Below are 11,648 nucleotides of genomic sequence, written 5' to 3' on the forward strand. Positions count from 1 at the left end.
CGGCCCACACTACGCGGAGCCCTCAGCGGTAGACGGCCCAGTCGTCCTTGGCGAGGACGGTCGGAGTGCCGTCGATCTCGACGAGCCAGCCCGCGTCGTCGCGCTCGAGGTAGCGGCCCTGGATGATCTCGGGCGCCCAGCCGCCGTCGCGCGACGAGACCCAGCGGACGAAGCGGACGACGCCGCCCCGGCGGAAGAGCGTGCCGTTGTTGTCGCTCATGCGGACGCCTCGCGGTCATCGGTCCGGGTGGCCGGCTCGGGAACGAGGTGGAGCCCGCTCCGGCCGTGGGACCCCTCCGACAGCGCCCGCAGCCAGCGCGGATTGAGCTCTGCAGCGACGCGGGAGTCGTACTCGTAGCGGGTGGGGATCGTCGGGTGCAGCCACAGCTCGGTGCGGCGGGCACCGCCGTCGGTGTCGTCCTCGTCGTCGATCGTGAGGAGGAAGCCCTCACCCCGGCGGAAGCGCGCGGTGATCACGCGCTGGAGATGGGCGAGCGCACGATCGCCGAACGGATGCGCGCTGGGCGGTGCGCCGTAGAGGAGCCGTCCCATTCCCTGCCGTCCCTCCACCGCCGTGCGAGCCGGGGATCCGCCCGCTCCGCTCGAGTGTACGGAGTGGTTGAGCGCCTCAACTATCTCGGAGAGTCCGCAGTGCGTTTGCGGGACAGAGCGCCTGGTGCGCGTCGAGTAGTGGTTCGATGGCGGGAGCGAGTACCCGACCGGGGCGCCTGCCTGATGCCCCGGAAGGCACGATGCCATGGACGCTCGACCCGACCTCTACGCGCTGCTCACCCGCCTGCGATCGGCCGAGCGCGACTACGACGGCCGCGTGGAGCGCCGCCTCGGGATCGGCACCACCGACCTCGCCGCGCTCCGGCTGATCGGGAGGGGCGCCGCCCGCGACGAGATCGTCCGCGCCGTCGATCTCGCCGGCGCCCTCACGATCACGACCGCCGCGGTCTCGCTCCTGGTCGACCGCCTCACGCGCGCCGGCTACGTCGACCGCGTGCCCGACCCCTCCGACGGACGCGGCCGCATCCTCTGCCTGACCGACAGCGCGCAGCTCGCGATCCGCGAGACCGACGCCCCGACCTACGGGGCGATCCGCGCGCTGGCCGACGGCATCCCCGACGCCGACGCGCTGCGGTTCGGCGCCCTGCTCGACGGCGTCAGCGTGATCCTCGAGCGTCAGCTGCGGGCCTGATCAGCGGGTCAGGCGCTCGATGAGCTCGCGGTAGCGGGCGGCCGTGCGCTCCACGATCTCGCCGGGGAGGACGGGCGGCGTCCCCTGGCCGTCCCACTGGCTCGAGAGCCAGTCGCGCACGATCTGCTTGTCGAACGACTCGCCGCGACGCCCCGCGTCGTACGCCTCGGCGTCCCAGTAGCGCGACGAGTCGCTGGTGAGCACCTCGTCGCCGAGGGTGACGACTCCCGAGGCGGGCTCGACGCCGAACTCGAACTTGGTGTCGGCGAGGATCACGCCGCGGGCGAGCGCGATCGCCGCCGCCTCGTCGTAGACCCTCAGCGAGAGGGTGCGCAGCGCCTCCGCCGCCTCGTCGCCGACGATCTCGACCGTGCGCTCGAAGGTGATGTTCTCGTCGTGCTCGCCCTGCGGGGCCTTCCACGCGGGCGTGTAGATCGGCTCGGGCAGGCGGTCGCCGTCCTGCAGGCCCTCGGGGAGGGCCACGCCGCAGACCGATCCGGTGGAGCGGTACTCCTTCCAGCCGCTGCCCGAGAGGTAGCCGCGCACGACGCACTCGATCGGGAACATGTCGAGCGTCTTCACGAGCATCGCCCGGCCGCGCACCGCCTCGGGGATGTCGCCCGGCAGGAGGTGGTTCGGCACGTCCGCGAGCTGCGCGAACCACCAGAGCGAGAGCTCGGTCAGCAGCTCGCCCTTCCCGGGGATCCCGGGCTCGAGGATGCTGTCGTAGGCGCTGACGCGGTCGCTCGCGACCACCAGCATGCGGTCGGCCCCGAGGACGGGGTCGGCGTCGTCGGGCGTGTAGAGATCGCGGACCTTGCCGGAGTAGGCGTGCTGCCAGCCGGGGAGCGGAGTCTCGGAGTCGAAGGCGGGGGCGTCGTCGCGGGTCACCCGGCCATTGTCCCTGGTTCGCCGTGCGTGCGTGCGGCGGTTGCCGCGAGCTGTCAAGCACGCGCGCCGTCGCGGCCGCCCGGCCTACCGTCGGAGCATGACTTCCGAGACTCCGAACGACCAGAGCACCACGAAAGACCAGTACACCTTCGAGGACCCGTCGAAGATGTTCGCCGACATCGACACCGAGGCCCAGTACCAGGAGGGCTCCGGCCTGGACTCGAAGATGAACGACCGCGCCGACCGCGGCGAGGACACCTACCGCGGCTCCGGCCGTCTCGCCGGCCGCAAGGCGCTCGTCACCGGAGGAGACTCCGGCATCGGCGCCGCTGTCGCCATCGCCTACGCCCGCGAGGGTGCCGACGTCGCGATCGTCTACCTCCCCGAGGAGGAGTCGGACGCGAAGCAGGTCGTCGCCCTGATCGAGGAGGCCGGCCGCACGGCCGTCGCCATCCCCGGCGACCTCACCGACCACGACTTCACCGTCGGCGCCGTCGCGACGGCGGTCGAGGGCCTCGGCGGCCTCGACATCGTCGTCAACAACGCGGGCAAGCAGCAGTTCGTCGAGGACCTCCTCGAGCTCTCGGACGAGCAGTTCGACGAGACCTTCAAGACCAACGTCTACGCGATGTTCTGGCTGATCAAGGCCGCCCTGCCGCACCTCGCCCCGGGCTCCACGATCATCAGCACCTCGTCGATCCAGGCCTACTCGCCGTCGCCGACGCTCGTCGACTACGCGTCGACCAAGGCGACGATCAACACCTTCTCGAAGGCGCTCTCGCAGCAGCTCGCTCCCAAGGGCATCCGCGTGAACGTCGTCGCCCCGGGCCCGATCTGGACCCCGCTGCAGACCGCGGGCGGCCAGCCGCCCGAGAAGCTCCCCGAGGTCGGCTCCGAGACGCCGCTCGGCCGCTGGGGCCAGCCCTCCGAGCTCGCCTCGGCGTACGTGTTCCTCGCGTCGCCCGAGTCGAGCTACGTGATCGGCGAGACCCTGCACGTCAACGGCGGAATGCCCACGCCGTAACACTCGGCGCGCCGGAGAACCCCGGCAGTGCGCGGAGGGCCCGGAATCCGGTCGCTCTCGCGGACTGCCGGGGTTCTCGCATTTAGTTGTCGTAACAATGGCTCCGGCGATCCCGATCTGCGAAAGGCTCTCCCCATGACCGATTCCCTTCCGATCCTCGACCTGTCCCGCCTCGACCGGGGGGAGGAGGAGGCTGCCGCCTTCCGCCGCGACCTCCGCGAGACCACCCACGACGTGGGCTTCTTCTACCTCGTCGGCCACGGAGTGCCGCAGGACCTGCTCGACGACGTCGTCGCCGTGTCCCGCCGCTTCTTCGATCTGCCGGAGGCCGACAAGCTCGCGATCGAGAACACGCTCAGCCCGCAGTTCCGCGGCTACACCCGCTTCGGCGCCGAGCTGACCAACGGGGACGTCGACTACCGCGAGCAGATCGACATCGGCATCGACCGAGAGGTCGTCGAGCAGGGGCCCGAGGTGCCCGACTACCAGCGCCTCGAGGGCCCGAACCTGTGGCCGGAGGCGCTGCCGGAGTTCCGCACGCTGTTCGAGCGCTGGCACGCCGAGCTCGCCGCGGTCGCGATCCGCCTCCTGCGCACCTGGGCCGTGGCGCTCGACGCACCGGCCGACGTGTTCGACGAGGCGTTCGCCGAGAAGCCGTTCTCGCTGGTGAAGGTCGTCCGCTACCCGGGCACCTCCGACCCCGAGCCCAAGCAGGGCGTCGGCGCGCACCGCGACGGCGGCGTGCTGACCCTCCTGCTGGTCGAGGAGGGCAAGGGCGGCCTGCAGGTCGAGCACGAGGGCCAGTGGATCGAGGCTCCCGCGATGCCCGGCGCGTTCGTCGTCAACATCGGCGAGATGCTCGAGCTCGCGACCGGCGGCTACCTCAAGGCGACGCTGCACCGCGTGATCTCGCCGCTGATCGGGACCGACCGCATCTCGATCCCGTTTTTCTTCAACCCATCGCTCGACTCGACGATGCCCTCGCTGCCGCTGCCCGAGGAGCTGAAGTCCGGGCTGTCGGTCGACCCGACCAACAGCCCGATCCTCGAGACCTACGGCGAGAACGCGCTGCGCTACCGCCTCCGCGCGCACCCCAACGTGGCGGCCGTGCACCACGCCGACCTGCTGTCGCCGACCAGCTGACCTGTCGGCCGGCCCGCTGGAGTCGGTGGATCTCGATACGCCCGCTGCGCGGGCTACTCGATCAGCGGGCAGCCTCCTGCCTGCTGGTGGAGTAGCCCGAGGCCGCGACCGGACCTCACGAGAAGGGCCCCCGCCTCCCGCGATCAGCGGAGGACGGGGGCCCTTGTCGTGTCAGCGGGTCAGCAGGTGGCCGCCGCGTAGGGCAGCGTGGCCGTGAACGCCGGCTGGCCGGTGGCCGATCCGGTCACGGTCACGGAGCCGGCCGGAGTCGACTTCAGGCGCGTGGTGAACGCGGCCGAGGCCGAGGATCCGGGAGCGACCGAGGTGAACGACTTCGAGCCGTAGGCCGACTCGACGGTGACGTTCGCCGCCGCGGTGTCGTTGTTCTTGACGGTCACCGTGAGGACGACCTTGCCGGCGACGCAGCGGGTCGAGACCGCGGGGGCGAGCTCGAGCGTGTCGAAGGACACCGCGGCCGAGGCCGACGTGTTCACGAGCTCGTCCGTGTACCCGTTGTAGGTCGCGGTGACGCTGCCGACACCGGCCGGGACGGTGGCGCTCGCCGAGCCGCCCACGAGGGGGACGGTGCTCGACCAGGTGCCGCCGGCGAAGGTGACGGTTCCGGCGACCTCGCCCTTGTCGGCCGCCGTGACCTTCGCTGTGACGGTGCGGCCGTCGGCGGTGAGGGTCGTGGTGGAGTCGACGGCCGAGATGCCGGTCCAGTTCTTCATCGCGGTGAGGACCGTCTGCGGGACGCTCACGAACGCTCCGTGGCGGGGGCTGGCCGGGAGGCCGCCCTTGGTGGAGACGTTCCAGTCGGCCGACTTCGAGAGGCGGGCGCTCTGCGAGCTCGCCGCGATCGCCGCTCCGCTGGTCACGAAGGCCTTGTAGCCGCCGCTGCCGTAGTTGTCGACGAGGAACGCGTAGCCGTCGCCGTTCGCGGTGGTGTCGTTGGGGTCGCCCGCGTTCAGCTTGATGATCTCGGGGCCCTCACCGGCCTGCCCGGTCTCGAGCGAGGTCATGTTGGTGTCGGTCAGCTGCCACGTGGTGTTCGGGTCGGCGTTCCAGTTCGACGAGGTCGTCGGCGCGGTCAGCACCTTCGACTTCTCGAGGAAGATGTCCTTGCCGGCCTCGAGGGTGCCGGCGGCGCCGCCCTCCTCGTTCTTGGTGAACCGGTAGTAGTAGTCGCCGATCTTGGTGATCGTCGAGTCGATCCGCGCGTAGCCCGTGTCCTGCCAGGTGGCCGGCGGGTAGGTGAAGGTGCGGAAGTCGCGGGTGATCACCGAGAAGACGCGGGAGTAGAGCTTGTCGCTGTTGGTCTTCGTCGCGTCGGAGTAGAGGCGCGAGGAGAAGAAGACGACGTACGACTGCAGAGCGTCGTCCCAGTACGCCTCGGGCGCCCAGGTCATGCCGGCGGCCGGCTGGTTGACGGTGATGCCGGTGTCGACGCCGTTGGTGCGCGTCCACGTCACCAGGTCGACCGACTCCCAGACCTCGATCTTGAGGCTGCCCTTCGACTGGGCGTCGCCCCAGCCGGTGCCGCACGAGATGCAGAGGTCGGTGGCGACCATGTAGTACTTGTCGCCGTTGTGCGAGCGGAGGATGAACGGGTCGCGCAGCCCCCTCGTGTCGGTGGTCGAGGTGATCACGGCCTGGCCGTTGTTGACCGGGGAGAAGGTGAAGAAGTCGTTGCCCGACGTCGCCGCCTGGTAGATCTTCTCGTCGCCGTCCGACTTGAAGTACGCCGAGGCGTAGCCCGCGTCGGGTGCCGTGCGGCCGAGCTCGGCGACCGTGAGCGTGAAGGCCCGCGACTCCGAGACTCCGTTGAGCGTGGCGTTGGCGGTGAGGGTGACCGTCTTGTCGCCCGAGCCGTAGGCGGGGCGGGTGACGACTCCGCCGCCCTGGTACGGGTCGGCCGCGCCGACCGCCGGGGCGGTGTAGCCGGTGTTCGTCGGGGTGACGAGAGCCGGGTCGGAGGAGGTCCAGGTGATGGCGGTGCCGTTCTTGGCGCCCTTCACCACGAGGGGCAGGTTCTCGGTGGTGCGGCTCGCGAGAGCGAGTGCGTCGAGGTCGTCGTTGATCTTCGGAGCGAGCACGATCACGTCGAAGGTCAGTGTGGTGCCGAGGCTCGTGGTGGCGGTGAGCGTGACCGGGGTGTCCTGCGCGATGCTGCGCGAGACGACTCCGGTGCCCGAGACGACCGACGAGTTCGACGAGGACCACGTCAGCGTCACTCCGCTGCTGGTCGCGGGGAGCGTCAGGTTCGACGACACCTTGTCGAGCGACGGGTTGCCGGCGAGCAGCACGGGGAGGACGTCGGACCGCAGGAGCGCCGAGGTCGCGGCCGACTTGGCGGCGGCGGTCGGCATGCTCGAGGCGACCTGGTCTGCGGTGAGCGCGGTGTCCCAGAACTTGACGTCGGTGACGTCGGCGGTGAGCAGCGCGTCGCCGTTGTAGAGGGAGCGGCCGAGGTAGCCGAGCGTCGATCCGGTCGGGACGATGCTCGCCATCGACTTGCTCGCCGTGACGGTCGAGATCTGCGTGCCGTCGCGGTAGAGCGTGAGCGTGGTGCTGCTGCCGGTGCCCGAGCCGACGAGCGTGAGCGTCGTGAAGCCGGGGTTGAGGCCGCCGCCGGCGGGCAGGCGGGTCTCGCCGTTGCCGCTGTCCTTCACGCGGATGCCCGACAGCACCTGGTTGCTGTAGGCGCCCTCGGAGCTGCGCGGGTTCACGAAGACGTGGTTGCCGAGCTGGGTGGTGTTCCAGTTGCCGATGCCGTCGCCGATGACCCAGCCGAACTGGTTGGCCGCGGTCTGCGTCTTGACGGTGTACTCGACGGCGAAGGCGTTGTCGGTGCCGGTGACGAGGCCCTTGGGGAGTGCCGCGTAGCCGTTGTTCGCGAAGCGGGCGACCTGGTCTCCGCCCGCGTCGGCGAACGACGCGTCGGTGAGGCCGGTGAGGGTGGCGTTGCGTCCGTTGCCCGAGATGTCGAGCAGGGCCGAGCCGGCGTGCGACATGTCGTAGTGCGCGGTGGGCGCGGGGACGTCGACCGCCTGGGCGCTCGCGGGGACGAGGGCGCCGCCGAGAGCGACGCTCGTGCACGCGAGCGCGGAGAGGAAGAGGGATCGTGCGCGGCGCCTGGGCGCGGCGGCAGGGGGCTCCGGGGAGCGTCGTCTCATCGTCGAGACCTTTCCGGTCGGGGGAGGTGCTGGGTCGTCGGGGAACGTGCTGACGGCTGGTGTTCACGTTAACATGCGCGCAGCGGCGGGGGCTAGCGCGAAAGCCCTCTCGTCACACCCCGATGATCTGCAGCACCGTCGACACGATGCCGCAGGCGACTCCGATGCCCGTCAGGAGCAGGCCGACCAGCTTCAGGACGCGGAACGCCTCGCTGCGGCGGTGCGGCCGGATCCGCGAGGGCTCGTCCTCGCGGTAGTAGACGGTGCGGCGGTCGGAGTCGCCGCGGGGGGCGAGCGGATCGTCGTCGCGGAGGGCCCGCGAGCCGACCTCGCCGGCGTCGCTGATCCAGTGCAGCGCGCGCGGCGGACCGTCCTCGAGGTAGGCGGTCGTGCTGATCCAGCGGCCGTCGGCGGCCAGCGCGATCAGGCTCGCGCCGAGCACGAGCAGGCCGAGGGGGATGCCGACGAGGGAGAGGACCTCGAGGATCGTCGCCAGCATTCAGAGCTCCCGTCGCAGGATTCGAGGGTAGCGGGAGCACCCCCGAACGTGCGTTTCCGCCCCATCGGGGCGCGCAGCTGGCAGTCTGGCCGCCAGGGCAGTGGGGAGCACGGGTGACCGACGACGGAATGGCCGAGTTCGGGTACCGGCAGTCGCTCACGCGCGGCATCGGGCGGTTCGGCAGCTTCGCGGCCGGAGTCAGCTACATCTCGATCCTGACCGGCACGTTCCAGCTCTTCGGCTTCGGGTTCGGCTTCGGCGGCCCCGCGTACTGGTGGTCGTGGCCGATGGTCTTCGTCGGTCAGCTGGCGGTGGCGCTCTGCTTCGCCGAGCTGGCGGCGCGCTACCCGGTGGCCGGCTCGGTCTACAACTGGAGCAAGCGCGTGGCCGGTCCGACGGTGAGCTGGCTGGCGGGCTGGATGATGGCCACCGCCTCCGTCGTCACGCTCGCCGCCGTGGTGCTCGCCTACCAGGTGACGCTGCCGCAGATCTGGAGCGGCTTCCAGCTCGTCGGCGACGGGACGGGCGCGAGCGCCGGCGTCAGCGCGGTGATCTGGGGCGCGATCCTGGTGACGTTCACGACCGTGGTCAACGCCTTCGGGGTCCGGCTCATGGCGCGGATCAACAGCGCGGGAGTGCTGATCGAGCTGGTCGCGGCCGTGCTGCTGGTGATCCTGCTGGCGGTGAACATCGTGAACCCGCCCAGCGTGCTGGTCGAGGTGCCGAGCGGCGAGCCCGGCGGCTACGCGGGCGCCTTCCTCATCGCCGCGATCGCCTCCGCCTACGTGATGTACGGCTTCGACACCGCCGGGTCGCTCGGCGAGGAGACCGTCGACCCGCGGCGCACGGCCCCGACCGCGATCCTGCGCGCGGTGGTCGCCTCGTTCGTGATCGGCGGGCTGATCCTCCTCTTCGGGATCCTGGCCGCACCCGACCTGGCGGATCCTGCGCTGGCGACCGGCGGGCTGCAGCTGATCGTGCTGCAGGTGCTCGGCGGCCCGCTCGGCCGCGTGCTCCTGGTCTGCGTCGTCGTCGCGATCACCGTCTGCGCGCTCGCCGTGCACACGGCGGGCATCCGGATGGTCTTCGCCATGGCCCGGGACACCGCGCTGCCCGGGAGCGCCCGGCTCGCCCGCATCGACCCCCGCCACGGCACGCCGGTGCTGCCCGCGGTGGTCATCGGAGTGCTCGCGGTGCTGATCCTCGCGGTGAACATCGGCACGCCCGAGATCTTCACCGCGGTCACGAGCGTGGCGGTGATCATGATCTACCTCGCGTACCTCCTGGTCACGGTGCCGCTGCTGCTGACGCGACTGCGGGGGCGCTGGGCGCCCTCGCCCGCCGGGTGCTTCTCGCTGGGCCGGCTCGGGCTTCCGGTGAACCTCGTCGCGGTGCTCTGGGGAGCGGCGATGACCGTGAACCTCGCCTGGCCGCGCGTCGAGGTCTACGGCGACGGCCCGCTCCGCTTCATCGCGTTCGCGGTGATCGGCGTCGTGGTGGCGGTGGGGCTGGGCTGGTACCGGCTGCGCGGACGGCATCGCGTGGGAACGCTGCCGGAGCACGCCCGGGCGGAGTGATCACCGACGAGCGGCTGCCCGTCGAAGCGGGGTGCGCGGGTCAGTAGCCGGCGTCGAAGTCCAGGGCGGATCCGGGCTGGTCCTGGTCTCCGGCCTGCGGCCGGGACAGCTGCAGGCGCGCGGTCTTGTCGCGCATCGACGCCACCGCCGCGTCGTCCTCGAGATCGACTCCACGGTCGAGAGCGGGGGCGGCGAAGATCTGGCTCGCGGGGCCGAGGAGCAGCCGGACCTCCCCGCGCAGTCCTTCGTCGGACATCGACGGGACGCTGACGAGGTCCGACTTCCCGACGTCGGCCAGGGCCCTCGCGTACTCGAGCACGGCAGTGCAGATGGCGTCCCCGACCAGGACGAAACCGCTCGCGTAGTAGATCTTCTGCATACTCGATCGTCGGCAGGGCGACTCCGGCTCGACAAGGGGCTTGTCGCGAGAGGTCCGATGGTGGGCGGCGGTGACAGCCGGTGGGCAGGGGCTAGCGTGGTCGGGCGCGGCCGTCGGCGGTCGCGCAGGCCGGTCCGCTCCGAGGCGGCGCCGCGGCGGGGGAGGCTGGAGTGCGAGACCGCCCCGCCCTGTCGACGTCGGCGCTCCTCGTGCACGCGACGCTGATCCAGGCCGTCGCGTTCCTCCTGCGTCCGGCCGCGGTCTACCAGGCGATCCAGCTCGAGGTGCCGGCGTTCGCGCTCGGGGCGCTCGGCGCCTCCTTCGCGGTGGTGCCGCTGCTGATCGCGCTGCCCGTCGGCGGGCTCGTCGACCGGGCCGGTGCGCGGGTGGTGATGGCGTGCGGCTCGGCCGTGACGCTCGCCTCCGCGGCGGTGCTGCTGCTCGCCGGAGGCACGATCGCCGGGCTGCTCGTCGGCATCGCGCTGCTCGGTGCGGGGCATCTGGGCTGCGTCGTCGGCCAGCAGGCGGTGGTCGCGGGAGGCGCGGCGGGCACGCGCCTGGACAGCCGCTTCGGCTACTACACGTTCGCGGCGTCGCTCGGTCAGGCGATCGGACCGGCGTTCATCCCGCTGCTCGCGGGCGGCGCGGTGCGGCCGGATCCGGCGCCGCTGTTCGTGGTCGGCGGGGTGCTGGCCGTGGTGCTGCTCGCGGTGACGGCCGCGATCCGGTCGGCGCCGCGGCGGGTCGTGGACACGCCGTCCGCAGGATCGACGCTGAGCCTGCTGCGGATGCCGGGCCTCGCCCGCGCGCTGACGACCAGTGCGATCGTGGTGGCCGCCGTCGACCTGACCGTCGTCTACCTCCCGGCCCTCGGCGCGGAGCGCGGTCTGCCGGCGGGCGTCGTCGGGGCGCTGCTGACCGTGCGGGCGCTCGCGTCGATGGCGTCGCGCCTCCTGCTCGGAGTGGTCACGGCGCGCCTCGGCCGCACCCGCGTGATGGTCGGGGGCATCGTCGTCTCGGCCGTCTGCCTGGTGCTGGTCGCGCTGCCGGCGCCGACGGCGCTGCTGTTCGTCGCCGTCGCCCTGATGGGCCTGGGCCTCGGCATCGGCCAGCCGATCACGATGTCGTGGCTGATCGAGCGCACACCCGCCGACCGCCACGGGCGCGCGCTGTCGCTGCGGCTCGCGGGCAACCGCCTCGGGCTGATCGCGCTGCCGTCACTGCTCGGCGTCATCGCCGCGGCGGCGGGTGCGGGCGGAGTGCTGATCGGGACGGGCGTCGTGGTGGGGTCGACGCTGGTGCTGCTGCGCGGGGTGCGGCTGGACTGAGGTCCCCGCCCTCGCACGTCGGGAGACCTCGAGGGCTCAGCTCTCCGGGCCGAGCGGATCGCCCTCGGGTGCCGTCGGCGCCGGCTCCTTCAACTCGATGAACAGCGCGTGCGTCGCGGTGTCGCCCGTGTTCTCTCCCCAGTGGTCCTGGGCGGGCAGCCATCGTGCGGCCCCTGCGGGGAGCTCGACGTCGATGCTCTGCTCACCGCGGGTGATGCGCCGGCGGAACCCGCTGAGGGTCACCATCACGCTGTCGGGATGATGGTGCGGTGTCGAGCGGTGACCCGGCTCGTCGGAGTAGTCGAGGACCCGGACCCGGTCGTTCTCGAAGACGACCGTGTAGTTGCCGGGATTGCAGAGAACGGGATCGTCGGACATGCCCGAACCGTACTCTCGAGCCCGACAGCTGTCACGGTACGTCTCGCAC

General features: G+C 71.5%; 12 protein-coding genes. 5 read left to right on the forward strand and 7 right to left on the reverse strand.

Annotated elements, in window-relative coordinates:
- Nucleotides 1–22: 22 nt before the first annotated feature.
- Both GSU68_RS19800 and GSU68_RS01130 read right to left on the reverse strand, forming a co-directional pair.
- Nucleotides 23–220, reverse strand: coding sequence for a hypothetical protein (locus GSU68_RS19800; RefSeq protein ID WP_244259354.1), 198 nt, complete (start codon nt 218–220; stop codon nt 23–25).
- A complete protein-coding gene (locus tag GSU68_RS01130; RefSeq protein WP_159905296.1) occupies nt 217–552 on the reverse strand; it encodes a hypothetical protein in 336 nt (111 codons plus the stop codon). Before GSU68_RS01130 ends, GSU68_RS19800 begins: the two co-directional genes overlap by 4 nt.
- A gap of 205 nt (nt 553–757) precedes the next feature.
- Between GSU68_RS01130 and GSU68_RS01135 the strand changes: the two genes are divergently transcribed.
- Nucleotides 758–1,204, forward strand: coding sequence for a MarR family transcriptional regulator (locus GSU68_RS01135; protein ID WP_159905297.1), 447 nt, complete (start codon nt 758–760; stop codon nt 1,202–1,204).
- On the opposite strand, the gene GSU68_RS01140 is transcribed toward GSU68_RS01135, so the two are convergent.
- Nucleotides 1,205–2,095: a phosphoribosylaminoimidazolesuccinocarboxamide synthase gene (locus GSU68_RS01140; RefSeq protein WP_159905298.1), complete on the reverse strand. Its 891-nt coding sequence runs from the start codon at nt 2,093–2,095 to the stop codon at nt 1,205–1,207.
- Between the two features lie 166 nt (nt 2,096–2,261).
- On the opposite strand from GSU68_RS01140, the gene GSU68_RS01145 reads away from it, so the two are divergent.
- Both GSU68_RS01145 and GSU68_RS01150 read left to right on the forward strand, forming a co-directional pair.
- Nucleotides 2,262–3,119, forward strand: coding sequence for an SDR family oxidoreductase (locus GSU68_RS01145; RefSeq protein ID WP_244259439.1), 858 nt, complete (start codon nt 2,262–2,264; stop codon nt 3,117–3,119).
- 135 nt (nt 3,120–3,254) lie between these two features.
- Nucleotides 3,255–4,262 carry a 2-oxoglutarate and iron-dependent oxygenase domain-containing protein gene (locus tag GSU68_RS01150; protein ID WP_159905300.1) on the forward strand — a complete coding sequence of 336 codons (1,008 nt, stop codon included), beginning with the start codon at nt 3,255–3,257 and terminating at the stop codon, nt 4,260–4,262.
- Between the two features lie 179 nt (nt 4,263–4,441).
- Here GSU68_RS01150 and GSU68_RS01155 read toward each other — a convergent pair whose 3' ends face one another.
- The gene (locus GSU68_RS01155; RefSeq protein ID WP_159905301.1) at nt 4,442–7,438 is read right to left on the reverse strand and encodes an immunoglobulin-like domain-containing protein; all 2,997 of its coding nucleotides are present in this window, start codon (nt 7,436–7,438) and stop codon (nt 4,442–4,444) included.
- Nucleotides 7,439–7,550: 112 nt separating this feature from the next.
- Nucleotides 7,551–7,937, reverse strand: coding sequence for a hypothetical protein (locus GSU68_RS01160; protein ID WP_159905302.1), 387 nt, complete (start codon nt 7,935–7,937; stop codon nt 7,551–7,553).
- Between the two features lie 128 nt (nt 7,938–8,065).
- On the opposite strand from GSU68_RS01160, the gene GSU68_RS01165 reads away from it, so the two are divergent.
- Nucleotides 8,066–9,514: an amino acid permease gene (locus tag GSU68_RS01165; protein ID WP_159910072.1), complete on the forward strand. Its 1,449-nt coding sequence runs from the start codon at nt 8,066–8,068 to the stop codon at nt 9,512–9,514.
- Nucleotides 9,515–9,554: 40 nt separating this feature from the next.
- Here the strand turns inward: GSU68_RS01165 and GSU68_RS01170 are convergent, their stop codons facing one another.
- The gene (locus GSU68_RS01170) at nt 9,555–9,893 is read right to left on the reverse strand and encodes a hypothetical protein (protein WP_159905303.1); all 339 of its coding nucleotides are present in this window, start codon (nt 9,891–9,893) and stop codon (nt 9,555–9,557) included.
- Nucleotides 9,894–10,063: 170 nt separating this feature from the next.
- On the opposite strand from GSU68_RS01170, the gene GSU68_RS01175 reads away from it, so the two are divergent.
- On the forward strand, nt 10,064–11,221 hold the full coding sequence (locus tag GSU68_RS01175; RefSeq protein ID WP_159905304.1) for an MFS transporter: 1,158 nt from the start codon (nt 10,064–10,066) through the stop codon (nt 11,219–11,221).
- A 36-nt stretch (nt 11,222–11,257) separates the two neighbouring features.
- On the opposite strand, the gene GSU68_RS01180 is transcribed toward GSU68_RS01175, so the two are convergent.
- Nucleotides 11,258–11,599, reverse strand: coding sequence for a cytoplasmic protein (locus GSU68_RS01180; RefSeq protein WP_159905305.1), 342 nt, complete (start codon nt 11,597–11,599; stop codon nt 11,258–11,260).
- Nucleotides 11,600–11,648: the final 49 nt, after the last annotated feature.

The organism is Rathayibacter sp. VKM Ac-2759 (assembly GCF_009834225.1).
In the GTDB taxonomy this organism is placed as follows: domain Bacteria; phylum Actinomycetota; class Actinomycetes; order Actinomycetales; family Microbacteriaceae; genus Rathayibacter.